General features: G+C 61.4%; 22 protein-coding genes. 7 read left to right on the forward strand and 15 right to left on the reverse strand.

Features of this window, described 5'->3' with window-relative positions:
• The first annotated feature begins 73 nt into the window (after positions 1-73).
• A complete protein-coding gene (locus BFQ04_RS16160; RefSeq protein WP_065951665.1) occupies positions 74-289 on the forward strand; it encodes a hypothetical protein in 216 nt (71 codons plus the stop codon).
• A 163-nt stretch (positions 290-452) separates the two neighbouring features.
• The gene (locus tag BFQ04_RS16165; RefSeq protein ID WP_065951666.1) at positions 453-1,262 is read left to right on the forward strand and encodes a transporter substrate-binding domain-containing protein; all 810 of its coding nucleotides are present in this window, start codon (positions 453-455) and stop codon (positions 1,260-1,262) included.
• Here BFQ04_RS16165 and BFQ04_RS16170 read toward each other — a convergent pair.
• The 6 genes from BFQ04_RS16170 to BFQ04_RS16195 form a co-directional block, all read right to left on the reverse strand.
• Entirely contained in the window at positions 1,240-1,983 is a 744-nt protein-coding gene (locus tag BFQ04_RS16170) for a YkgJ family cysteine cluster protein (protein ID WP_065951667.1), read from the reverse strand. The genes BFQ04_RS16165 and BFQ04_RS16170 overlap by 23 nt on opposite strands.
• Before the next feature lie 108 nt (positions 1,984-2,091).
• Positions 2,092-2,574, reverse strand: coding sequence for a GNAT family N-acetyltransferase (locus tag BFQ04_RS16175; protein ID WP_065951668.1), 483 nt, complete (start codon positions 2,572-2,574; stop codon positions 2,092-2,094).
• A gap of 3 nt (positions 2,575-2,577) precedes the next feature.
• A complete protein-coding gene (locus BFQ04_RS16180) occupies positions 2,578-3,480 on the reverse strand; it encodes a chemotaxis protein CheV (RefSeq protein WP_065951669.1) in 903 nt (300 codons plus the stop codon).
• 194 nt (positions 3,481-3,674) lie between these two features.
• Positions 3,675-4,649 (reverse strand): 2-hydroxyacid dehydrogenase, encoded by a 975-nt coding sequence (locus BFQ04_RS16185; RefSeq protein WP_065951670.1) that lies wholly within the window; start codon positions 4,647-4,649, stop codon positions 3,675-3,677.
• 213 nt (positions 4,650-4,862) lie between these two features.
• Positions 4,863-5,831 (reverse strand): LysR family transcriptional regulator, encoded by a 969-nt coding sequence (locus tag BFQ04_RS16190; RefSeq protein ID WP_065885842.1) that lies wholly within the window; start codon positions 5,829-5,831, stop codon positions 4,863-4,865.
• A 74-nt stretch (positions 5,832-5,905) separates the two neighbouring features.
• Entirely contained in the window at positions 5,906-8,101 is a 2,196-nt protein-coding gene (locus tag BFQ04_RS16195; RefSeq protein WP_065951671.1) for a hypothetical protein, read from the reverse strand.
• A 230-nt stretch (positions 8,102-8,331) separates the two neighbouring features.
• On the opposite strand from BFQ04_RS16195, the gene BFQ04_RS16200 reads away from it, so the two are divergent.
• From BFQ04_RS16200 to BFQ04_RS16215, 4 genes are read left to right on the forward strand one after another with little or no spacing between them, the layout of a single operon-like run.
• Positions 8,332-9,843 (forward strand): efflux transporter outer membrane subunit, encoded by a 1,512-nt coding sequence (locus BFQ04_RS16200; RefSeq protein ID WP_065951672.1) that lies wholly within the window; start codon positions 8,332-8,334, stop codon positions 9,841-9,843.
• Between the two features lie 10 nt (positions 9,844-9,853).
• Positions 9,854-12,031, forward strand: coding sequence for an FUSC family protein (locus BFQ04_RS16205; RefSeq protein ID WP_065951673.1), 2,178 nt, complete (start codon positions 9,854-9,856; stop codon positions 12,029-12,031).
• On the forward strand, positions 12,021-12,221 hold the full coding sequence (locus BFQ04_RS16210) for a DUF1656 domain-containing protein (RefSeq protein WP_003171907.1): 201 nt from the start codon (positions 12,021-12,023) through the stop codon (positions 12,219-12,221). The genes BFQ04_RS16205 and BFQ04_RS16210 overlap by 11 nt, the downstream gene beginning before the upstream one ends.
• A 10-nt stretch (positions 12,222-12,231) precedes the next feature.
• Positions 12,232-13,092, forward strand: coding sequence for an efflux RND transporter periplasmic adaptor subunit (locus BFQ04_RS16215; RefSeq protein ID WP_065951674.1), 861 nt, complete (start codon positions 12,232-12,234; stop codon positions 13,090-13,092).
• Positions 13,093-13,222: 130 nt separating this feature from the next.
• On the opposite strand, the gene BFQ04_RS16220 is transcribed toward BFQ04_RS16215, so the two are convergent.
• Positions 13,223-13,624, reverse strand: coding sequence for a DUF4440 domain-containing protein (locus BFQ04_RS16220; protein ID WP_065951675.1), 402 nt, complete (start codon positions 13,622-13,624; stop codon positions 13,223-13,225).
• Complete coding sequence (locus tag BFQ04_RS16225) at positions 13,621-14,805, reverse strand: MFS transporter (protein WP_065951676.1); 1,185 nt, start codon at positions 14,803-14,805, stop codon at positions 13,621-13,623. The genes BFQ04_RS16220 and BFQ04_RS16225 overlap by 4 nt, the downstream gene beginning before the upstream one ends.
• 111 nt (positions 14,806-14,916) lie before the next feature.
• Here BFQ04_RS16225 and BFQ04_RS16230 point away from each other — a divergent pair, with 111 nt between their 5' ends.
• On the forward strand, positions 14,917-15,774 hold the full coding sequence (locus BFQ04_RS16230) for a LysR family transcriptional regulator (protein WP_065951677.1): 858 nt from the start codon (positions 14,917-14,919) through the stop codon (positions 15,772-15,774).
• 2 nt (positions 15,775-15,776) lie between these two features.
• Here the strand turns inward: BFQ04_RS16230 and BFQ04_RS16235 are convergent, their stop codons facing one another.
• The 7 genes from BFQ04_RS16235 to BFQ04_RS16265 all read right to left on the reverse strand — a co-directional run bounded on the left by BFQ04_RS16235 (position 15,777) and on the right by BFQ04_RS16265 (position 22,791).
• A complete protein-coding gene (locus tag BFQ04_RS16235) occupies positions 15,777-16,397 on the reverse strand; it encodes a retron system putative HNH endonuclease (RefSeq protein ID WP_065951678.1) in 621 nt (206 codons plus the stop codon).
• Positions 16,390-17,748 carry an AAA family ATPase gene (locus BFQ04_RS16240; RefSeq protein ID WP_065951679.1) on the reverse strand — a complete coding sequence of 453 codons (1,359 nt, stop codon included), beginning with the start codon at positions 17,746-17,748 and terminating at the stop codon, positions 16,390-16,392. The genes BFQ04_RS16235 and BFQ04_RS16240 overlap by 8 nt, the downstream gene beginning before the upstream one ends.
• 91 nt (positions 17,749-17,839) lie before the next feature.
• Positions 17,840-18,652 carry an SDR family oxidoreductase gene (locus BFQ04_RS16245; protein WP_065951680.1) on the reverse strand — a complete coding sequence of 271 codons (813 nt, stop codon included), beginning with the start codon at positions 18,650-18,652 and terminating at the stop codon, positions 17,840-17,842.
• Between the two features lie 14 nt (positions 18,653-18,666).
• Entirely contained in the window at positions 18,667-19,131 is a 465-nt protein-coding gene (locus tag BFQ04_RS16250; RefSeq protein WP_065951681.1) for a multidrug transporter, read from the reverse strand.
• 263 nt (positions 19,132-19,394) lie between these two features.
• Positions 19,395-20,846: a mannose-1-phosphate guanylyltransferase/mannose-6-phosphate isomerase gene (locus BFQ04_RS16255; RefSeq protein ID WP_065951682.1), complete on the reverse strand. Its 1,452-nt coding sequence runs from the start codon at positions 20,844-20,846 to the stop codon at positions 19,395-19,397.
• 99 nt (positions 20,847-20,945) lie between these two features.
• Positions 20,946-21,602: an alginate O-acetyltransferase AlgF gene (locus BFQ04_RS16260; protein WP_065951683.1), complete on the reverse strand. Its 657-nt coding sequence runs from the start codon at positions 21,600-21,602 to the stop codon at positions 20,946-20,948.
• Between the two features lie 16 nt (positions 21,603-21,618).
• Positions 21,619-22,791 carry an alginate O-acetyltransferase gene (locus BFQ04_RS16265; RefSeq protein ID WP_065951684.1) on the reverse strand — a complete coding sequence of 391 codons (1,173 nt, stop codon included), beginning with the start codon at positions 22,789-22,791 and terminating at the stop codon, positions 21,619-21,621.
• Positions 22,792-22,798 lie beyond the last annotated feature (7 nt).

Consider the following 22,798-nt stretch of genomic DNA (forward strand, 5'->3'; position numbering starts at 1 on the left):
CTTGAAGCTTACCGCTGACAGCTCCAGCCCCGTATACTCACGCCTTTACACACATTGCTGCGCCGGAGCCCTTATGACTTCCCCGATCCAACCCCCCGTTGAAGCGGTCGACGCCGACGGCGTTGAAAAAGCCGAAATCCCGGCGTTCAAGTTTCCCTTCAAGCCGGGAGAACTGGCCGGGGCCAGGCCGGCCGGCCAGCCTTGGTACAAAGGTGGCGCCAGGAACGGCCATACCAAGACCCCTGGTATGGCGCCGCCGGGCACACGCCGTTCGATGGGTAAACGTTGAGAGTAATACCGGTGCACGCCGTATAGGCATTTGCCTACAACTCGCGTCGATATTTCTGCTTGTAGGTCCGCGACCGTTTCTTGAAAGCTTGCCCAGCATCGCCATGCCCTGATCAGCTGTCGGGATATGGCGATGCCGCCCTCTCTGGAAAAGGACGTTTCCCGTGGCCCTGATACACCTTTGTGTGGCGCTCGCCCTCCTGCTGTCGGTGGAGGCCGTGGTCGCCGTCGAGCCGCCGCGACGCGAAATCCGCTTCGCTGTCGCTGCGCATTTCCCTCCCTTTCAAAGCCGAAACCCGCAAGGGCAATTGGTGGGGCTCAATATCGAATTGGGTAACGCCTTGTGCGTGCAGCTCAACGTGCATTGCACCTGGGTCGACCAGGTCGTCATGGAAAATTTTCCCGCCCTCGACGCCAGGCAATTTGACGCGATCATGGGGATGGCGCCGACCTTGGTCCGACAGCAATGGGTCAATTTCAGCGATGACCTTTACCCGATCACCACCCGCCTGGTGGCACGCAAGGATTCAGGCTTGAGACCGGACAGGCAGTCACTCAAGGGCAAGCGCGTCGGGGTTCGGTTAAGAAGCAACCGTGAAGCCTTTGCCCTGTCCCGCTGGGCGCCTTCGGGCGTGTACATCAAGAGTTTCTGGCTCAATGACCAACTGGTGGGCAGCCTCCTCGCGGGCGAGATCGATGCAACCCTGCAAGGCACCGTGGAAATCCGCGAAGCGTTGCTCGACAAGCCCGAAGGTATGGATTTCGCTTTCATGGGCCCCCCGGTGTCGTCCGAGCTGTTGGGCAGCAGTGTCGCGATTGCGTTGCGCAAGACCGATACCGTCTTGCGTACCGAACTCAACCGCGCCCTGGAGCAACTCAAGCAAAACGGCGAATACCAGCGGATTCTCCAGCCCTACCGCCTCGACACAGCGCCCATTGATCCATCAACACTCAGGCCGCCCGCAACGGGATAAACGCGTAATTGGCCGGCACCTCGGTGGCAATCTGCGCCCCGGCGTCCAGCAGTTGTTCGGCAATGTCCATGGCGGACACATGAAACACCCACTGATTGGCCGTCACCGGCTGGGCAGTCGCCGTGTCAATGGCCTGGGCGAACGCCTGCATATCCGGGAGATACGCCGTGAACCCGTCGCCCTTGAGCGCCGTGGTACGAATCCCCAGTAGGGCGCACACGGACTCCTTGGTTTGCACATCATCACGGTCGGCCTGGCGTGAACGGCGGATCAGTTCCGCCAGTTCAGCGTCCATCAACTCACCGCCAACGATCAACGCCGGCCCCTGTTCCCAGGACTCCGGTGGGCAATCCTTGGCGCTCGGGTTCAACGGGATATGCGGATTGATCTCCATCGGATAGATCCGGCACACCAGCGGGCGTCGTTCGTAAATGCCGCAGCGATTGTCTTCGTCAAGATTCCGACAGCGCCCGGCGTTGTACGCGGCGAAGGTGATTGCCACAAAGGCCTCGGTATTGCCGCTGGGGACCACCACTGAACGGCGCTCGGCATGTTCACGCTGCTGCTGGGGCAACCCCAGGCCGCTGGCGAGAAAACCTTCGACCAGCACGATCACGTTGCCGCCGTCCGCCGCCCAGTGACGGGCTTCTTCGAGGGTCAGGGGCACGTGGTGATCGGAGCAGCATTTGCCGCAACCTACGCAGGAAAAGTGAGTGTTCATGGCGGATCTGTCACCAGGCAAGGTCAGAAGGCAAGCGTGAGCGGTGACGGGTTTTGACCTCTGTCCACCGCTTGGCCTATCTGGAAGCAAGTTATGCGCCAGTGAGCGTCAGTCCTCGGTCACCACGTCGCGCAGCACGAAGCCCATGCCTGCGCTTTCATACAATTGCCGCGCGCGCAGATTACGCTCCAGCACCTTGAGATCCACATAAGGTTCGCCACGTTGCTTGAACACGTGGAAGGCATGCAGCAACAACGCCCGGCCCAGCCCCTGGCCTTGCGCGCAGGGGTGTACCGAGAGGTTCCTGATAAAGGCACTGGTCCAACAGACCGCCACGCCGAGAATGCCATCAGCATTGCTGGCCACCAGGCACAGGCGCGGGTCGAATTCGGCATCGGTAACGAATTGCCGGCGCCACTGTTCAAGGCTTACCACACGGCCACCGCCCTGATCCTGAGTCATGCGCACTACCGCGTGAATGGCCGGGGCCAATTCATCGCGGTAGTGATCCAGTTGCGTACCGGCCGGCCACTGCGGGGCAGGCAGGCTTGCGCTCAGGTCGCGCCGCAGCAGCTGGAAATATTCAGCCAAGGCTTACAATCCTTTTTGCGCCACGGTTTGCGCAGCGACTACCAGGCACTTGGTCAGCTCAGGGGAGGAAAACTTGGTCAGCACCGCATCGGCACCGGCCAGGCGCGCTTTCTCACTGTTCATCGCACTGTCCAGGGAGGTGTGCAGCAATATGTAGAGCTGCTGGAAGTCCGGGGTTTCGCGCAAGGTGCGGGTGAGGGCATACCCGTCCATCTCGGACATTTCGATGTCCGAGACCACCACATTGATCTGCTCGCCGGTGCCTTGCAGCTCCAGCAATACATCGATGGCTTCCTTGGCGCTGCGTGCGGTGTGACAGGTCAGGCCGAGGTTGCGCAAGGTGTGCACCGATTGCTGCAGCGCCACTTGGCTGTCGTCGACCACCAGAATGCGCGCGTTGCCGAGGACTTCGGCTTCCTCCATGGTCAGGTCGGTCGGCGCGGCTTCGATCGGCGCCGGGGCGATGCCATGGATGACTTTTTCGATATCCAGCACTTGCACCAGGCCACCTTCCACCTGGGTCACCCCGGTAATGAACGCGCGATTGCCGCCGGAGCCATAGGGCGGCGGACGGATATCGGTGGTCAGGCAATGCACGATCTTGCTCACCGCCTGCACATGCAAACCCTGCTTGGAACGGCTGACATCGGTGACGATCAGGCAGCCGCCGTTCGGGTCCAGCAACGGCATCTCGCCCAGGGCGCGGCTCAGGTCGATCACGGCCAACGAGTTACCGCGCAACGTGGCAATGCCTTTGACGTGGGGGTGCGACTCCGGCAGTTTGGTCAGCGGAGGGCAGGGGATGATTTCGCTGACTTTCAGCAGGTTGATCGCCATCAGCTTGCCGCTGCGCAAGGTAAAGAGCAGAAGCGAGAGTGAGTCTGCGCGGGCTTTGGTGGTGGACATAAAAACCTTCTGTGGATCAGGGAAGACGATCTTCTATGGCAGGTTATCGACTTGGGGGGCCTGGGCTTTAACCTGATTTTGTGTCGAGTCCCAATGTGGGAGGGGGCTTGCCCCCGATGGCGGTGGGTCAGTCAAAGATGGGCTGACTGACACTCCCTCATCGGCGGCAAGCCCCCTCCCACCTTGGATCGCTGTCAGCCTTTCCATACTTGCGGGTTCACCAGGTCCTGCGGGCGCTGGCCGAGCAGGGCACTGCGCAGGTTGTCCAGCGCGCGGTTGGCCATGGCTTCGCGGGTTTCACCGGTCGCCGAACCGATGTGCGGCAGGGTCACCGCATTGCTCAGTTGGAACAGTGGCGACTCGGCCAGCGGTTCCTTCTCATACACATCCAGCCCGGCGCCACGAATGCGCTGGGTTTGCAGGGCTTCGATCAGTGCCGGCTCGTCCACCACCGGGCCACGGGAGATGTTGATCAGGATGGCACCAGGCTTCATCAGCGCCAGCTCCCGGCGGCTGATCAGGTGACGGGTCTTGTCGCTCAAGGGCACCACCAGGCAGACGAAATCCGCCTCGGCCAGCAACTGATCGAGGCTGCGAAACTGTGCGCCCAGTTCCTGTTCCAGTGCGCTCTTGCGGCTGTTGCCGCTGTACAGGATCGGCATATTGAAGCCCAGGCGCCCACGCCGGGCCACGGCCGCGCCGATATTGCCCATGCCGACGATGCCCAGGGTCTTGCCGTGCACATCGCAGCCGAACAATGGTGCACCAACGCTGGCTTTCCACTGGCCGGCCTTGGTCCAGGCATCCAGTTCGGCCACGCGGCGCGCGCTGCTCATCAACAGGGCGAAGGCCAGGTCGGCGGTGCTTTCGGTGAGCACGTCAGGGGTATTGGTGAGCATGATCCCGCGCTCATTGAAGTACCCGACATCGTAGTTGTCGTAGCCCACCGACACACTGGACACCACCTCCAGGTGGCGCGCGCCTTCAAGCTGTTCGCGGCCCAGCTTGCGGCCCACACCGATCAACCCATGGGCATGGGGCAGGGCTTCGTTGAATTGCGCGTTGATGTCCCCCAGCTTGGGATTGGGCGCGATCACCTCGAAATCCTGTTGCAGGCGCTCGATCATGTGCGGCGTGACACGGCTGAAGGCGAGGACAGTCTTTTTCATGGCAGGCGGGCTCATCGACGACGAAAGAATGCCAGGCACGCTAACATTCCCGCCGTTGATTGTCAGGACACCGCAGTTCTAAAGTGGGCAGGTTCTTAGTGTGGGAGGGGGCTTGCCCCCGATTGCGGTGTGTCAGTCAAAGATGCTCAAACTGACCCACCGCTATCGGGGGCAAGCCCCCTCCCACAGTTGATCCGTGTTGTCAGACAGGAATCAATTCGCCATCCGCACGCCACCCAAACCACCGCTCAACTCATACGCCACCAGCTCCGCCTGGTGCGCGGCGAGGATTTCCGGCAACGAACCGCGCAGGTATTCCACCCAGGTCTTGATCTTCGCATCCAGGTATTGGCGCGACGGGTAGATGGCGTACAGGTTCAACTCCTGGGAGCGGTAGGTCGGCATCACGCGCACCAGTGTGCCGTTGCGCAGCCCTTCGATGGCGGCGTACACCGGCAGCAGGCCGACGCCCATGCCGCTGGTGATGGCGGTTTTCATCGCATCGGCCGAATTCACCAGGAACGGCGAGCTGTTGATCGCCACGCTTTCCTGGCCTTCAGGGCCGTTGAAGGTCCATTTGTCCAACTGGATCACCGGACTGACCAGGCGCAGGCAGGCATGGTTGAGCAAGTCCTGGGGCCGCTGTGCGCAGCCCTTGGCTTTGACGTACTCCGGCGAGGCGCAGGCGATGCTGTAGGTGATGCCCAGGCGTTGCGAGACGAAACCCGAATCCGGCAGTTCGCTGGCCAGTACGATGGACACGTCGTAGCCCTCATCGAGCAAGTCCGGCACGCGGTTGGCCAGGGTCAGGTCGAAGGTCACATCGGGGTGGGTGCGGCGGTAGCGAGCGATGGCGTCGATCACGAAATGCTGGCCGATACCGGTCATGGTGTGCACTTTCAGTTGCCCGGCGGGCCGCGCGTGGGCGTCGCTGGCCTCTGCTTCGGCTTCCTCGACGTAGGCGAGGATCTGCTCACAGCGCAGCAGATAGCGCTTGCCTGCCTCGGTCAGCGCAATGCGGCGGGTGGTGCGGTTGAGCAAGCGGGTTTGCAGGTGGGCCTCAAGGTTTGAGACCGCGCGCGAAACGTTGGCGGTGGTGGTGTCCAGTTGCGCGGCGGCGGCGGTAAAGCTGCCGGCCTCTGCAACGCAACTGAACGCGCGCATGTTTTGCAAGGTGTCCATGGGGTGTTCTCAAGGGAGATGGCAAATTGTGACATGAAGTTGCGCACAGGTGTGTATCCGCTCGGCCTGGCGCGTCAGGACAGGGTCCAGGCTTCACTGACTTTCGCCTCATAGTGCGGCAGGTAGGCCACCAGCACATGATTGAATGCCGCCAGCGCCTGGCTGCGGTTTTCAGCAGTGGGGGCCGCAGTAGCGGTGTGCGCCTGCCGGGTCAGTGTTTCAACCGCCGAAGCGAGCGCCGCAGTGATGCGCTTGAGCGCGTCGAGTTCGCTAGTCAGCACCGTGCCAGGGTGTTGTTCGCCGATCCTGTCGAGCAGTGCTTGAACATCATCGGCATGCTGGTGCAGGTACGCGTCCCAGGCGTGTGATTGTTCGCACGATTGCAGGCAGTTTCGGGCGATTGGCAACAGATGGTCCAGGGACTGGTTGCCCACGTGCTCCGTGCGCAAGGTCTGCCGGGTGCGCAAGGACTGCAGGTCAAGGCCGCTGTGCTGCTTGACCGGAGGCGGCAGCGTCAGGTCACGCGCTTTGCTCACCGTATGACGGGTGAGCAGCACCACCGGCTCCCCGTGCTTGATTTTAACCAGCACCTGAGTGTGCGACGGTTTGGCGGGGTCGAGCAGCGACTCGCTGATCGAGCGGATCAGGTGGTCCCACTCGAAGGTCTGCTCGCCAATCGCCGACAGCGCCTGGCGCAGGCTTTTCTTCAGCGCATCGGCAGATTTGATCGGGGCAATGTCGATCGTCAGGTAATCACCGCTCAGATGCGGGTCATCCCGTTTGCGATGGCTGATCTCAATCGTCACCCCTTTGCCGCTCCCAGCCTGTGACGACGCCGTGATGCCGGACGAGCCGCTCAGCGTCCGGGATGGGGCTGTGAGCGTGTACACCTTCAACGAATCGGGTCGAAGCAATGCGCGATGTTGATCGATCAGGGCGCGTATGGCGCTGTCCTGCTCGGGATCGATACGCGAGTTGGCCTTGAGCCGTACATAGCGTTCCAGCAGCGAGCAGGCGTGTCGGTGGTCTGTGCTCAGGCAGCGGTTCAGTTCGCAAGCCGGCAGGCACGCGCTGGCCCGCAGGGTGAACCGCCGGCTGCTGTCGGCCACGTGGGTTTTCATCGCAGTGAGCAGTGTCACTGCATCGTCGTCCCGGCGTTTGGAATCGGCCATTTGTTGCCGCGCCAGTGTCGGCGCCATGTCGTGAAGACCGAGGATATCCAGCTCTTTGCTCAGGCGGGTGCATTGCAGAGTCAGCGTCAGGGTGGAATTCACGTTCAATAGGCTGAAAAAATCCATCGCGACCTGGCTGTGTACATTCAGCGCGACGCCTTTTTCGCTGATGACCGGCGCGCAGGCGTGGTGCAACACGGGTAATTCCACTCCGGCCAGGCCTGCACGGTCCAGTGCCTGCCGAACGTAGGGCTGACTCAGCGCCGAATAGGCCCGGTGTCGATGCAGGTGGCGACGGTCGCTCACCAGCTCGCGCAGTTGCCCGATCGTGCCTGCGATGCTTTCGCTCAGCGACGTGCGTATCGAGCCGCTGCGGCTGTCGGCGTAATGCTCCAGGCTGGCGTACGTGCGGGACATCACATGTCCCAGGCTGAGTTGCTGCTGAGACTGACCTTCACTCAGATCCGTCAGCGTGGACTTGAGCTTGCCTTGCAGGGCGATCACACGAGTGCTTTGCACCCGTTGGTCCGGGCCGGTGTGCAGGTGCGAGTCGATGGCCAGATGCGGCCCTGCACTGAGCTGGCGCGTTGACCCCAACGGGTAGTCAATGCCGAGATGACGATGGTTGCTGCGCCCCCCACCCTCGCGAACGTAGGCCAGTGAAGTCAGTAACCGTTGCGTCAGGCGTTGATGCCGGCCGTCGCTGATCACTGCGCGAAACTGCCATTTCAGGGCGCGGCACAGTGTGTAGTCCGCCTCGACATCCGGGTGTCGGCGGGTGCGATGTTGCTTGAGCAGGTGTTCGGCCTTTTTGAAGAAGGCGTAGAAGTCCGGTAGCTCATCGGCCGACAGTTCCAACCGCTGTTGGCTGTCGCACAGGCGGTGGTGCAGCGCCTCGATGGCGAGCCGTTGGCGTTGATCGCCGCCAAGCGGCTCCAGCTTTTCCAGTATGTAGTCGGCGATCCAGCGCACATCTCTTTGCAGAGGGAGCGTGCCGGGGCTCAAAGGCCAAGGCTTCATGTGCAGCTGCCGTTGCAGCACTGCGGTGGTGTCATACAGGGGCGGATGAGTCGACTCTGGGCTGGAGACGCGAAGCATCGGGTGTTCCTGAGACGGGGAGGGCTCACGATTGTGAAGGCTGGTGAGGCAGGGCGATGTAGGAAGAGTTCCGGGGACTCTGGAAAACTGTCTGAAGCGTGCGCGCCCCGCCTGGATTATCGTCGGAACGGTAATAAAGATTCACAGGAATGCCCGCTTATCGTTCCCGGTCGTGCCCCCTAGAATTGCGCCACTTTCCCCGCGTCAACCACCTCAGGAATTCGCAAGCCGTGCCGCGTCGCATCAGCAGAGAGCTGAAGACTCTCAGTGTTTGGGCCCTTACGCTCGCCATCAGCGGCTGCATCGGCACCGGTAGAATCGGCCCCCAGGGCCAGTCGTTGAACGTCAACCAACTGGCCACCGACGAAGCGATCCAGAGCGCCGCCAGCGATGCCCATTGGCCCAGCGTCCAATGGTGGCAGGCCTACGGCGATCATCAACTGGACCGTTGGGTCGACCTCGCCACCCAAGGCAGCCCCAGTCTGGCCATGGCCGCCGCACGGGTGCGTGAAGCGCGGGCGATGGCCGGGGAGGTCGAGTCGGCAGAGTCCCTGCAGATCAACAGCAACACCACCCTCAAGCGCCACAACTGGCCGAAGGATCAGTTCTATGGCCCCGGCGAGTTGAGCGGTGCGAACACGTGGGACAACAATGCGTCCCTGGGTTTGAGTTACGCCCTCGACCTGTGGGGGCGCGAGCGCAATGCCACCGAGCGTGCCGTCGACCTGGCCCACATGAGCGTCGCCCAGGCGCGCCAGGCCCAGCTCGAGCTGCAGAACAACGTGGTGCGCGCTTATATCCAGCTGTCCTTGCATTACGCCGAGCGCGATATCGCCGCGGCCACCCTGGCCCAGCAAGAGCAGATCCTGGACCTGGCCAACAAGCGCCTGAGCGCCGGGATCGGCACACAGCTGGACGTCAGCCAGGCCCAAACCCCGTTGCCGGAAACCCACCGGCAACTGGACGCGCTGGATGAGCAAATCGCCCTGAGCCGCAACCAACTGGCGGCGTTGGCCGGCAAAGGTCCGGGGGCAGGCGCGCAATTGCAGCGCCCGAGCCTGTCGCTTGGCGCTGCGTTGAGGTTGCCCTCGACCTTGCCCGCGCAGTTGCTCGGCCAGCGCCCGGATGTCGTCGCCAGCCGCTGGCAGGTGGCGGCCCAGGCGCGGGGTATCGATGTCGCCCACGCGGGCTTCTATCCCAACGTCGACCTGGTCGGCAGCCTCGGTTACATGGCCACCGGTGGCGGCATGCTGGCGTTTCTCGCGGGCCAGAAATTCAACTACAACGTCGGCCCGGCAATCACCCTGCCGATCTTCGACGGCGGGCGTCTGCGTGCCGCGCTGGGTGAAGCCAGCGCCGGTTATGACGTTGCCGTGGCGCACTACAACCAGACCCTGGTGAATGCGCTCAAGGGCATCAGTGACCAGTTGATCCGCCGCGAGTCCATGGACAAGCAGGCGGCATTTGCCGCGCAATCGGTGGCGTCGGCGCAGAAAACCTACGACATCGCCACCATCGCCTACCAACGCGGCCTGACCGACTACCTCAATGTGCTGAACGCCCAGACCCTGCTGTTTCGCCAGCAGCAGACAGCGCAACAGGTACAGGCCGCGCGCCTGAGCGCCCACGCCGAACTGGTGACCGCCCTGGGTGGCGGCCTTGGTGCCGGCGACGATGTACCGCGCGACAACCAATCCCTCCCCAGCAAGACTCCGGCGGCGCTGGCCGTGTTCGATCACTGAGTAAATGGCGATGACTCCCTTGCCTGCACCCCTGCGCTGGCTGCACTCACTTGAGTGGCGCCGTGGTTTTTTCGACTGGGCACGCAGCGATGGCGTGACCTGGGTGTATATCTTCAAGGTGCTGCTTGCCGCATTCCTCACCTTGTGGCTGGCGATGCGCCTGGAACTGCCGCAGCCGCGCACCGCCATGATCACGGTGTTTATCGTGATGCAACCGCAGAGCGGCCAAGTGTTTGCCAAGAGCTTTTACCGCTTTCTCGGCACGCTGGCCGGATCGGCGGTGATGGTGTTGCTGATCGCATTGTTTGCGCAGAACACCGAACTGTTCCTCGGCGCCCTGGCTATCTGGGTGGGCATCTGCACCGCTGGCGCCACGCGTAATCGCAACTTTCGCGCCTACGGGTTTGTGCTCGCCGGCTACACGGCGGCGATGGTCGGTTTGCCGGCGTTGGCGCACCCGGACGGCGCCTTTATGGCGGCGGTGTGGCGGGTCTTGGAAATCTCCCTGGGGATTCTCTGCTCGACGCTGGTCAGCGCCGCGATCCTGCCGCAGACCTCCAGCGCCGCGATGCGCAATGCGCTCTATCAACGTTTCGGGGTGTTCGCGCTGTTCGTCACCGACGGCCTGCGAGGTCGCAGTCAGCGTGAAGGCTTTGAAAGCGCTAACGTGCGCTTTATCGCCGAGGCTGTCGGCCTGGAGGGCCTGCGCAGCGTCACCGTGTTCGAAGACCCGCATATGCGCCGGCGCAACGGTCGGCTCAGTCGCCTCAACAGCGAGTTCATGGGCATCACCACACGCTTCAACGCCTTGCATCAGTTGCTGGCACGACTGCGCGCCGACGCAGCCGATCATGTGGCGGCGGCGATCAAGCCCGGCCTGCAGGACCTGGCCGAAGTGCTCGACGGTTTCTCCGGACGTGCCCTGACCAGCCCCGACGCGGCGCGGCTGGTCAACGTGCTCAGCGCCTACCGGGACAGCTTGCCCGCCAAGGTGCGCCACCTGCGCGCGACCTTCCAGGAAGGCGACCCCACCGAAGCCGAGCAATTGGACTTTCATACCGCCTACGAGCTGTTGTACCGCTTCGTCGACGACCTGCACAACTACGCGCAAACCCACGCGTCCCTGGCCGATCACCGCCACGCCCGGGAAGACTGGAACGAGGTCTATACGCCGAAAACCAACTGGCTGGCCTGCGCTGCCGCCGGCCTGCGCGCCTCGTTCATCCTGATCGTGCTCGGCAGTTACTGGGTAGCCACTGCCTGGCCCAGTGGTGCAACCATGACCTTGATCGCAGCCGCCACCGTCGGCCTGTCCGCCGCCACGCCCAACCCCAAGCGCATGGCCTTCCAGATGGCCTGCGGCACTTTGATCGGTGCGCTGGTGGGCTTTGTCGAAATGTTCTTCGTGTTTCCCTGGATCGACGGCTTCCCATTGCTCTGCACGATGCTCGCGCCGGTGATCATTTTCGGCGCTTTCCTCGCCTCACGTCCGCAATACGCCGGGGTCGGCGTGGGCTTGTTGATCTTCTTCAGCACGGGCTCGGTGCCGGATAACCTGACGGTCTATAACCCCTACACCTTTATCAACGACTACATCGCCATGGTCATCGGCATGCTGGTGTGCGCGGCGGCCGGAGCGATCATCCTGCCGCCCAACAGCCGTTGGCTGTGGCGGCGTCTGGAGCAGGACCTGCGCGAGCAAGTGGTGTACGCGATCAGCGGCAAGCTCAAGGGCCTGGCGTCGAGCTTTGAAAGCCGCACCCGTGACCTGCTGCACCAGGCCTATGGCCTCGCCGCCGGGCAGCCGCAGGTGCAGCGCGACCTGCTGCGCTGGATGTTCGTGGTGCTGGAGGTCGGTCACGCGATCATCGAATTGCGCAAGGAACAGGCGATCCTGCCGGTGCATCCGGCGTATGCCGAATCCCAGCCGTGGCGCCAGGCCATCCGCGTCATGGGGCGCTCGCTGGTGCGGTTGTTCCTGCAACCCAGCGCCAGCAACCTGGAGCGCGGGCTGATCGCCGTCGACCATGCGCTCAGCCGCGTGCAGGCCACCGACGAACCCTTCGCCCCGCACTTCGACACCTCGGCCCTGCGCCGGGTGAAAAGCTACCTGCACTTTATCCGCACCTCGTTGCTTGACCCGCAATCGCCGCTGGCGGCGCTCAAAGGATCTGCAAATGCCTCGTGAAATCGCCTTCCACGGCCTTTACATGCCGACCATGACCCTGATGTTCCTGATCGCGGCCGTCCTGGCCTGGGCCCTGGATCGCTTCCTGGCCGGGTTCGACCTGTACCGGTTTTTCTGGCACCCGGCGCTGCTGCGCCTGAGCCTGTTCGTTTGCCTGTTCGGCGCCCTGGCGCTGAGCGTCTACCGTTGAGAATGCCCTGATGAAAAAGTTTTTCAGCCTGCTCGCGACCCTGCTGGTGCTGGCGTTGGCGATCTGGATTGGCCGCACCTTGTGGGTGCACTACATGCAGACGCCCTGGACCCGCGACGGCCGCGTGCGTGCCGATATCATCAACGTGGCGGCCGATGTTACGGGCGAAGTGGTGGACGTGCCGGTGCGCGACAACCAGTTGGTGAAAAAAGGCGACCTGCTGATGCAGATCGACCCCGAGCATTACCGCATCGCGGTCAAGCAGGCGCAGTCGCTGGTGGCTTCACGCAAAGCCACCTGGGAAATGCGCAAGCTCAATGCCCATCGCCGCGCCGACCTGGATGCCCTGGTGATCTCCAGGGAAAACCGCGACGACGCCAGCAACATAGCCGATTCGGCCCTGGCCGATTACCAGCATGCGCTGGCGCAACTGGAAGCGGCTGAACTGAACTTGAAACGCACCCACGTCGTGGCAGCTGTCGACGGTTATGTCACCAACCTCAATGTGCATCGCGGCGACTATGCGCGCATCGGCGAGGCGAAAATGGCCGTGGTGGACATGAACTCGTTCTGGGTCTATGGCTTCTTTGAAGAGACCAAGCTGCCCCACGTGAAGGTCGGCGACAAAGCCGATATGCAATTGATGAGCGGCGAGACGCTCAAGGGCCACGTGGAAAGCATCTCCCGTGGCATCTACGACCGCGACAACCCCGAGAGCCGCGAACTGATTGCCGATGTGAACCCGACCTTCAACTGGGTGCGCCTGGCCCAGCGCGTGCCGGTGCGGATTCACATTGATGAAGTGCCGGAGGGGGTGTTGTTGGCGGCGGGTATTACCTGCACGGTGATCGTCAACCCAACGCAAAACTAAAAATGTGCGAGGCTTGCCCTAATGCCGGTCAGTTAGCGCAGATCCCCCGATAGCGGTGGTTCAGTTAATCAATCTGGTGAATGACACACCGCTATCGGGAGCAAGCGCCCTCCCACATTTTTTGACCGCGTCAGGCCTTGATAAAGGTCTCATGTAGGTGCCGCCAAAGCAGCGCGCCACTGGCCTGCTTCTCGAACACTACCGTGGCGCGGCGATCTGTCCGGGTGCCGCTGTCGTCCACCTGATGCTCGCGATAAGTCACCGTGGCGCCCCGCGCATGGCGATCAATCCCGGCCATTTCACTCAAGGTGATTTTCAAGCCCGGCCGCATTCCGCCCAGGCGCGTGAACAGTGCATTGACCCCTGCCGCATTGACCCGCGTGCCGGTGGCGGGTGCAACCATGCTGAACTCAGGCGAGAAACGCGCCAGTAAATTCTGCAAGGTGCCCTCAGGGGCGACGCCGGAAAACCATTGCTCGATCTCGACGTGGGTCTGGATTACTTCTTCAAAAAAATCGCTGTAGTCAATCATCGGTCAGGCTCGCTGGAGGGGTGAAGCAGTGCGTGAACCCGGGACGCATCGAGGCGCAGCACTGCGAAAACGGGCAACAGGGTCAGGGCTGCGGCCATCGTGAAGGTTATGGCGAAAGAATCCAAGGCCGACAGCACTGCGCCGAGCACGGCGGCGCCTATGCAGAAGCTCAATTGCCGATTTATATTCCACAACGCACTGGCGTGCCCCATGTGCTCGGCGGGGATGTCGAGAAAGGCCAGGGTCTGCGCGGTGCTGCTGCACAGGCTGCCGCCCAGGCCCATCAACGCATAGGCGGGGATGATCAGCATCGGCTGGTTGAGTAGCAAGATGCCGACGCATTGCAAGGCCATGCCCATGAGCAGCAGAGGCTTGGGCCCACAGCGGTTGAAGAGCTTTTTGCTCAGGTAAATGGCCACTGCCGAGGCCAGTGCCCACGGCAACATGAATGCGCCGGTCCGGGTTGCGTCATAACCGAGTCCGCGCAGGTAAAGGATGGCGATCAGGCTGGTGCCGATAAAGACGCCGGGGATGCACAGGTAGACCAGCATCGCTACGCGCAGCAACGGGCTGGCGAGTTGTTTGACGATGCTGCCCAGGTCCAGGGTCGGACGCGCCGTCACGGGCACGTCAGGTTTTATCCACAGCAATGCCAGCGCCAGGGTGATCAAGGCCAGGGGCAGGTTGGCGTAGAAAATCCAACGCCAGGACAGGCTGTCGACAATCAGCCCGCCCAACGCTGGGGATAACGCCGGCACCAGCAAGGCCACCGACATCACCCGCGCCGTCAACTGGCTACGCTCGGCGGCAGGAAAGTGCCGGTAAGCCATGGCTTGCCCAACGGGAATCAGCAAGCCGCCACCCAGCCCTTGCAAGGCACGCCAGCCGATCAACGCATCGATCGAATCGGCCTGGCCGACCATCATCGATGCCCCGGCGAACACCAGCAGGCTGATAACAATCAACGCTCGCTCCCCCATGATCGCCGCCAGCCACACACTCAAGGGGATGATCAGGGTCAGCCCGAGCATGTAGGCGTTGCTGATCCACGCCAACTGCGTGACCGAGGCGTGCAGTTCGCGGGCGATATCCGGGTAGGCGACGGTGGCGACAAACATGTTCACCAGGTCCAGGGCAAAGCCCAGCAAAAAGATCCAGGCGACTTTCGAGCGGTAGGTCATGAAGGCGATCCTGCGAATGAAGCGGGAAGGGTAGGCGGGATAAGTGGCTTGGGCTACGTCGGTTTGCCTGCTAGTTTGTCAAAAATATTTTGACAAAGGAGGGCGCGGCCCATGGTCAGCCTGGACCGTTTTGACACCTTCAAGGCCGTGGTCGAGGCAGGTTCGCTCACCGCCGCCGCCGACCGGCTGGGCCAGACCCGCGCCGTGGTCAGCTTTAACCTCAAACGTCTGGAGGCAGAGCTGGGCGTCACCCTGCTGACCCGCAGCACCCGGCAACTAGCGCTGACCGATGCCGGCGAGCGCTTCTACCTGCGTTGTACACGCATGCTTGAAGAAGCGCGGTTGGCGGTGGAAGAAGCCCGCTGCGAACACGCCCAGCTCAAAGGCACATTGCGTATTACCACCACCTTGGAATACGCCCTGGCCGTGGTCGCCCCGGCGGTTGAAGCGTTCCGTCGCCTGCACCCGGACCTCAATGTGCACTTGTCCACATCCTCCACCCATGCCGACCTGATTTCCGAGCGTTTTGACGTGGCGATCCGCTTGGGGCGCCTGCTGGACTCCAATCATCGGGCGTTACAGTTATCCACATTCGAGGTGTTCGCGGTGGCGGCGCCACAGTTTGTCGGGGTGCGTCATCTGGAAGATCTGGAACAGGTGCCCAGGTTGGGGCATGGCCGCCTTACGGAACTGACCGTAACCGATCCGTCGGGCGGCGAGCATTCCTACCGCGCCGGCCCCGCTGCGCTCATGGCAGACAGCGCGGCAGTCCTTCAGGCATTTGCCCTGCGCGGCCACGGCGTGGCGGTGTTGCCGCAATGGCTGGTGCAGGACGATCTGGAGGCCGGACGTTTGGTGCGCTTGCTGGCGGACCATCGCTTCGCCCCGCAAGGGGTCTACGCGGTGTATCCGGATACCCGGCATTTGCCGCTGAAGGTGCGGGCGTTTATGGATTTTATGAAGGGGTAATGTCAGGTGGTTAGTTGGCGGATCACATTTACGAGGACAGGCGCGAAAGGTTTCAGTCGGTTGTTGACGTCTGGAATGCTCAACTCTTCCATCAAGAGATTAAGCAACTCGACATTTTCTACTTCAAGTTCTACGCCGCCCTCATACAGGAGGGCTTCCACCAGCGTTTTCCTGGCATTAACCAGTGCTCGGTTGTTTTCATGGCTGTCGCCCAGGTTGAGCACTCTAATAGCGGCTGTTGCCCTGGCTGTCAGTCCCTCCACCCGTCCGGACATATAAAACTTAAGTTCAGTTTCGCATTCATCCATCAGCGGTGTAAGTGGCAATACCTGATGCCCGTGGGCTTTGTCGCATTGTTTGGACCTGTCGCAGCTGGCAACGATGTTGGAAAAGTCCACTGTACGGTTCGGCGCGAGCTTTTGAGCTTGGACGTGCTCGTTGCGAGCGCTATCTGCGGTGATTTGATGGCAACAGTAAGCGCACAGGCCATGTTGTTCTTCGATACATGCCTGACGAATGGATTGACTGGGTTCTTGTGTCAAGTCCGGGTAGCGACCCTTTGGGTTGGCGCGTTTCCATTGCGTCAGTGCTGCCGGCTCATCTCCTTTCGTGATCTTACGCACTGCGCAACTCCAGCTTGCGAATCAGAAGGGCGGCTTTGATGAGCTCGATATGGCCGGGAGGCAGATCGATTGAGAGCTCTTCGAACAGGGCCTTGGCTTCTTTCAGCTTTTTGTCTTGCAGTAATTCCAGCATGCGATCAAGACGGGCTTGAACCTTGCTATTGCGAACGTCGGTGTCCATAACACTGAGCAGTACTTGATTGGCATCCAGGCCATAGAGGCCGTTTCGCTCTTCCAGTTCACCGTCGTCGAGGACGTAGCACAGAATGTCCTTTGTATCGCTGATCACCAACGGAGAATGCGTTGTGAGTATGAATTGGCAGTTGGGGAAGGTATCGGTGAGTTGGTGTATGAGACGGCGCTGCCATTTTGGATGAAGGTGCAGGTCCACTTCATCAATCAGCACGACACCCGTGCCTTCGAGCGGATTTGCAAGTGCCGGGTTCATCATTGACAGCCGGCGAGCGATATCGCCAACCAGCGCCATCATTGATTTTTCGCCCTGGGAAAGCTGCGAGACGTTTAGCGTGCGTTCACCTTTATCAATGGCCATGTGCAGTCGAGGCTGGCGTTGTACACGAAGATTACTGAAGCCTGGCATAAATGCAGTGATCGCCGATCTTACAGCGGTCAGTTGCGTGTCACGGGACGCGACGTGCATATTTTTCAGTTCGGAAAGCAAAGAGTCGTTGGGCGCGGAAACTATTTTTTGCAGGTGTTCTAAAACAGCTGATGGAATTGTGGTTTCGTTTTCGGTGTCTTCTTTTTCACGAAACCATTCAAAAAAACGACCGAAATCCACACTGCCACTGAGCGCGTTGTCGTACCCATCAATCTGATCAAGAGGCAATTTTGACCTTCTTGTAGCCAGCGGTACATCAATCACCGACCGTTCCACAGCATAAGAGACGATCAGAGGTAGAGATGCGGTTTCATCCACGATATTGAAGTGGATGCGATAGTGATCAGCGAGTTTCGTGGAGCCGCCAAGCTCGCTACTCGCTCTGGAGATACGACCTTTACGCGTACGCGCCAGAGTCCAGGAGTAAGAAGCAGGCTTCGAGCTTCCAGGGTGAGTTGTGTCGACGACGTCTACTTCAATAGACGCTGTTGGGGTCGAATTGGTTATCAGGTCCTCTGGAATTGAGGTGCCACTTCCTCCTTCAGTTCTAATTCTCGCGACGAGCCAACTTAACGACGTTGTGATGGATTTCAAAATCGTTGTCTTCCCCGCCCCGTTATTCCCCACAAACACCGTCACCTTCGACGCATGTTTTTCGGTCGGCGCAAAGGCGACTTCCAAGTCGGTAAAACGACCGACGTTATTCAGTCGAATTTTTCTGATTTCCATCGCATTACCCTTGTGGGGTCAGTCAGTTTCAAGAGGCAGGCGGCGATTATGGCACTCATCCGGGGTTTTGGCAGGTAGGCTTCACGCCTGCTTACAACACACCACCCAACCCAAAGCGCTTCTTCAACACCTTCTCCAGCAATCCCTTGGGCAACAGCGCCGCCATCAACGGCAACGCCCGGCTGCCATTGCCCGAGCGCAGCAGGCGCGGTGGTTGCGCTTGTTGCACGGCCTTCAGCACATCCGCCGCAAACTCACTGGCCGGGGTTGGTTTGTCTTGAGAGGCCTGGCTGCGGGCGCGAATGCCTTCGCGCAACGGCCACCACGGCGAGTGTTCGTTGATCAGCAATTCGGCCTGGGCGCCGGCGTTTTTTGCAAAGCTTGTATTGATTGCGCCGGGCTGTACTTCCATGACCCGCACACCAAACGGCGCCAGTTCCATGCGCAACGCATCGCTCAAGGCATGCACGGCGGCTTTGGAGGCGCAGTAGGCGCCCGCAAACGGCGTGACCAGTACACCGGAAACGCTGCCGATATTCACCACCAGGCCCTTGCGCTTACGCAGTGCGGGGAACAACGCCTGGGTCACGCCGACGATGGAAAACACATTGGTTTGGAACTGACGTTGCATGGCGTCGGTGCCGCCATCGAGCAGCGGGCCCATGGCGCCGTAGCCGGCGTTGTTGACCAGCACATCCAGCTCGCCCAACTGCGCGGCCAGTTGCTGCAAGGCTGCGCTGTCGTTGACGTCCAGTTGCACGGCATTGAAACCGGCGGCGGTAAGGGCGGCGACGTCATCGGGTTGGCGGGCGCTGGCCCACACCTGGAAACCTGCAGCGTTAAAGGCATCGGCCAGGGCGCGGCCAATGCCGCTGGAGCAACCGGTGATCAGTACGTTGGGCATGGATCAATCCTTTGTCAGTCCGAGAAACTGCCTTGCAGGTGCTCGGCACGAAATTCCAGGGTTTGCGGGCGGTAGCCGGGGCGCAGCGGTGGCGTGGGCAGGCAGTCGTCCCAGGTGGCGCCGGCTTGTAGTTCACCAGGGCCACGATAGCGTGGGGCGGCGTAGACGTTGTCGGCCAGGTTGACCGTGTCGCCCGGTGCATAAGCAGCGACGCGCCAGCGCAGTTCGGCAAGGGGGACGTTGTTGCCGTTATTGAGGGTCAGCTTCAGCGGCCGGTCGGCCGGGCATTCCTGCGGGGCGTAGGTGATGCGCAGTTCCAGGCGGGCCAGTTGCGCGGCTTCACGGTTGTCCAGCCAGACTACCCACACGGCGACCAGACCCAGGCCGACGGCGGCGGCCAGCGATACCGGCAGGGCTTTGGCCGGGTAGCGCAGCAGCAGGATCAGCCAGGTGATGATCAGGAGAACGCCGAAGAACATGGAGGCCACCTCGAATAGGGAATGAGCATCCTAACTTAAGCGCAGGTGGGATTGCTTACCTTCAGAGGTGTGTTGGTTGGGCGGACGCCATCGGGGGCAAGCCCCCTCCCACCTTTGAATGTATTCACAACGCTAGTGTGGGAGGGGGCTTGCCCCCGATGAGGCCCTTACAGTCAGCGCAAGGCCCAAACAAAAAGCCCCCACCCAGCCCACTGCGGATAGGGGACGCAATGGGCTGGGTGAGGGCTTCTTGTACGACTGTTTTACTGCGCGATAGTTTTCACCGACACGCCACGTTCAATCGGCGTGGAGCGCCCGTAGATATCTTCGAAGCGCTCGATATCGTCTTCGCCCAGGTAGCTGCCCGATTGCACTTCGATGATCTCCAACGGGATCTTGCCCGGGTTGCGCAGGCGGTGCACCGAGGCGATCGGGATGTAGGTGGACTGGTTCTCGCAGAGCAGGAACACGTTGTCGTCACAGGTGACTTCAGCGGTGCCGCTGACCACGATCCAGTGCTCGGCGCGGTGATGGTGCATCTGCAGCGACAGGCACGCGCCCGGCTTGACCGAGATGTGCTTGACCTGGAACCGCCCGCCCATGTCCACCGAGTCGTAGGAGCCCCACGGACGATAGACTTCGCAGTGGTTCTGGGTCTCGCTGCGCCCCTGTTCATTGAGGGTGTTGACCATCTGCTTGACGCCCTGGACCTTGTCCTTGTGGGCAATCATCATCGCGTCTTTGGTTTCTACCACCACGATGTTGTCCAGACCGATCACCGACACCAGCTTGCCGTTGCCGTGCACCATGCAATTGCGGCTGTCCTGGATCACCACGTCGCCTTTGCTCACGTTGCCGTTGGCGTCTTTGTCATTGACCGCCCACAACGAGGCCCAGCAACCCACGTCGCTCCAGCCTGCGCTCAACGGCACCACACAGGCGCGCTGGGTTTTTTCCATCACGGCGTAGTCGATGGAGTTGTCCGGGCAGCAGGCGAAGGTGGCTTCGTCGAAGGTCACGGTGTCGGCGGTCTGCTCGCTGCGTTCCAGGGTCAGCACGCAGGTGTCGTAGATGTCCGGATCGTGCTTTTTCAGCTCTTCCAGGAAACGGCTGGCGCGGAACAGGAACATGCCGCTGTTCCAGAAGTAGCCGCCGCTTTTGACGAACTCGATGGCGCGTTTTTCATCGGGTTTTTCCACGAACTGCTGTACGCGGCTCACGCCTTCGGGCAGCAGCGAATCGTTGGTGGACTTGATGTAGCCGTAACCGGTTTCCGGACGGGTTGCCGGCACGCCGAACAGCACCATTTCGCCACGCTCGGCCGCCACTGTGGCCAGGGCCAGGGCGCGTTGCAGGGCTTTCTGGTCGTCGATGACGTGGTCGGCGGGCAGCACCAGCATCAGTTCGTCACGGCCTTCATTGACCAGCATCATCGCGGTCAGGGCGACGGCCGGCGCGGTGTTGCGGCCAAACGGTTCCATCAGGATGCGCTGGCACTCAAGCTTGCGCGCGCTCAGTTGCTCGTTGACGATAAAACGGTGGTCCTTGTTGCAGACCACGATAGGGGAGTCCATGCCTTCGAACACCAGGCGCTCCAGGGTTTGCTGGAACAGCGTGTGCTCGCCGGTCAGGGCCAGGAATTGCTTGGGGAACTGTTTACGCGAAAGCGGCCAAAGACGTGAGCCGCTACCACCGGAAAGGATTACTGGGATCATGGGTGTTTCTCCTAAAGATAGTTGGGAGCTGCAAGCCACAAGCTGCAAGTAACAGCTTTTCACTTGCAGCTTGAAGCTTGTCGCTCATTACTCACGCGATCAGCGGGTCGACACTGGGCGTTTCACCCAGACCGGCGACAGGCTTGAACCGGAACCGGTGACATACAGCACCGCCGCTTCACCACGTTCCAACGCAACCGGCTTCACATCGCCGACCTTCTTGTCGCCGTCATACAGCGCCAGGCTCACCTTCACCGGGTTGATCTCACGCTCGCCGCGGCCCTTGGCGGCGACCGACTTGACCACGTCGGTCTTGCCGTCGGCGGTCTTCAGGGTCAGGGCCTTGTCGCTGAGGTTCTGCACGCGTACCAGGGATTTCTGCTTGTTCTTGAACGGCGGTTCTTCGATCAACTGAGGCTGGCCGCTGCCGCTGTTGACCAGGGTGTAGTAGTGATCGGCGGCGAGCTTGACCGGTACGGTCTGGCTGCCGACCTTGGCGCTGTAGTCGCCGCCCGGCATGAAGCTGAAGTCGCTGCTGGCCAGTGGCGCAACGTCGCTGAGGTTGGTGGCGCCGACTGTGGCGCTGACTTCCTGGTTGCTGGCGTTGTAGATGCGCACGAAGCTCGAACCTTTCGGCGCCGTTGGGCCGTAGAGCGCGGCGTCACCACCGGCGAAGGCGGACATGGATGCGACGCTCAGGCCGGCGGCGATAGCCAGGGTCTTGGCGAGACGACGAGGAGTTGTAGTGAAAGTCATGTGAGTTACCTCTCTTTCAGTTTTGCGCCCGGTCGGGCGTCTCGGATTTGGATGTATTGATTGCCATGTTCTGTTGGCGCGAACCGGCTTGTTTAAGCTGCGCAACCCACGCGGGGTCGGCATCACCGATTTCGTTGTTGACGGGCAGATAGCGTTCGGGAAACTCCCAGATCAGCACCTGGGGCGGGCTGTTCTTGAAGTCATCACTTTTCAGGTAGCTGAGCATCGGCAGGATCGGGCCATGGCCATCTTCGGCGTAGCTGACCACGTCGCTGCCCAGGGCTTGCTTGAGGGCGCCGACGAAGTTCCAGTTGGGGTTGGCGCTGTAGCTGGTGCCCACCAGGGCCACCGGGGTTTCGCTGTCGCTGAACAGCGCGTCGTCACCTTTCTCTTCGGCCAGGTGGGTGACGCGTTTTTGCAGCGGCTCTTTGGGTGGCATCAGGTTTTCGAACAGCGGGTCCAGGGGCAGGAACAGGCGCAGGTCGCCTTTATGCGGTTCGGTCTTTTCTGCTTCGGTGACGAATCGCTGCGGCTCGCCGCTCAGCGGGGTCTTGTCGGCAATCGCCTTGGCCAACTGCTTGGCGGCGATTTCCGCACCGTCCGGGGTCCAGTGAGTATCGGTGCGCAGGAACACTTGCTTGCCGGCGAGCTTGGCCTGTTGCAGCGGGCCAAGCAGGTCCGGGGCAGGGATGTTGTCTGCCGCGACACGGGCGTGGAAGTCCTGGTACAGGTTGGCGTGGATGCTTGCCGGTTTCACTTCACCCAGGTGTTCCGGGTACAGGCGCACCTTGGCCGGCACGATTGCCATCACCAGCTGGATGCCCTGGGCCTTGAGCTTCTGGCGCACGCCTTCGACCAGCGCGTAGTTGCCTTGCAGGTTCTGGTCTTCGTTGACGGCGGGGTTGAATTCCTCGTCGCTGTACAGCCAGTGATCGCGGCCCAGCACCACGCCAGGGCGGCCTTCGTTGAACAGCTTGTAGTCCAGCGCCGCCCACAGGTTGGTGCCCAGGCGTTTGATCGGGAACTCGTCGTCGTAGTGAGTCTCGACGGCTTTGGTCCAGCGCCCGTTGAGCACGGTTGCATCGGCATTGGTGCTAAAGCCCAGGAAGCTGCGCAGTGACCAGGCGCCCAGTGCCAGCAACAGCACCAGGAACAGGCTTATGTAGAGGACGCGTAATGAACGGGTCATGGTCGGC

Source organism: Pseudomonas sp. 37 R 15, assembly GCF_900004865.1.
GTDB lineage: Bacteria > Pseudomonadota > Gammaproteobacteria > Pseudomonadales > Pseudomonadaceae > Aquipseudomonas > Aquipseudomonas fluorescens_AM.

Coding starts and splice junctions, on each gene's coding strand:
- BFQ04_RS16250 (WP_065951681.1), bottom strand. CDS start 19,131: ATGTTCTTCGGCGTTCTCCTGATCATCACCTGGCTGATCCTGCTGCTG.
- BFQ04_RS16160 (WP_065951665.1), top strand. CDS start 74: ATGACTTCCCCGATCCAACCCCCCGTTGAAGCGGTCGACGCCGACGGC.
- BFQ04_RS16195 (WP_065951671.1), bottom strand. CDS start 8,101: ATGCTTCGCGTCTCCAGCCCAGAGTCGACTCATCCGCCCCTGTATGAC.
- BFQ04_RS16225 (WP_065951676.1), bottom strand. CDS start 14,805: ATGACCTACCGCTCGAAAGTCGCCTGGATCTTTTTGCTGGGCTTTGCC.
- BFQ04_RS16210 (WP_003171907.1), top strand. CDS start 12,021: ATGCCTCGTGAAATCGCCTTCCACGGCCTTTACATGCCGACCATGACC.
- BFQ04_RS16260 (WP_065951683.1), bottom strand. CDS start 21,602: ATGACTTTCACTACAACTCCTCGTCGTCTCGCCAAGACCCTGGCTATC.
- BFQ04_RS16220 (WP_065951675.1), bottom strand. CDS start 13,624: ATGATTGACTACAGCGATTTTTTTGAAGAAGTAATCCAGACCCACGTC.
- BFQ04_RS16245 (WP_065951680.1), bottom strand. CDS start 18,652: ATGCCCAACGTACTGATCACCGGTTGCTCCAGCGGCATTGGCCGCGCC.
- BFQ04_RS16205 (WP_065951673.1), top strand. CDS start 9,854: ATGACTCCCTTGCCTGCACCCCTGCGCTGGCTGCACTCACTTGAGTGG.
- BFQ04_RS16265 (WP_065951684.1), bottom strand. CDS start 22,791: ATGACCCGTTCATTACGCGTCCTCTACATAAGCCTGTTCCTGGTGCTG.
- BFQ04_RS16215 (WP_065951674.1), top strand. CDS start 12,232: ATGAAAAAGTTTTTCAGCCTGCTCGCGACCCTGCTGGTGCTGGCGTTG.
- BFQ04_RS16190 (WP_065885842.1), bottom strand. CDS start 5,831: ATGGACACCTTGCAAAACATGCGCGCGTTCAGTTGCGTTGCAGAGGCC.
- BFQ04_RS16185 (WP_065951670.1), bottom strand. CDS start 4,649: ATGAAAAAGACTGTCCTCGCCTTCAGCCGTGTCACGCCGCACATGATC.
- BFQ04_RS16240 (WP_065951679.1), bottom strand. CDS start 17,748: ATGGAAATCAGAAAAATTCGACTGAATAACGTCGGTCGTTTTACCGAC.
- BFQ04_RS16170 (WP_065951667.1), bottom strand. CDS start 1,983: ATGAACACTCACTTTTCCTGCGTAGGTTGCGGCAAATGCTGCTCCGAT.
- BFQ04_RS16230 (WP_065951677.1), top strand. CDS start 14,917: ATGGTCAGCCTGGACCGTTTTGACACCTTCAAGGCCGTGGTCGAGGCA.
- BFQ04_RS16255 (WP_065951682.1), bottom strand. CDS start 20,846: ATGATCCCAGTAATCCTTTCCGGTGGTAGCGGCTCACGTCTTTGGCCG.
- BFQ04_RS16180 (WP_065951669.1), bottom strand. CDS start 3,480: ATGTCCACCACCAAAGCCCGCGCAGACTCACTCTCGCTTCTGCTCTTT.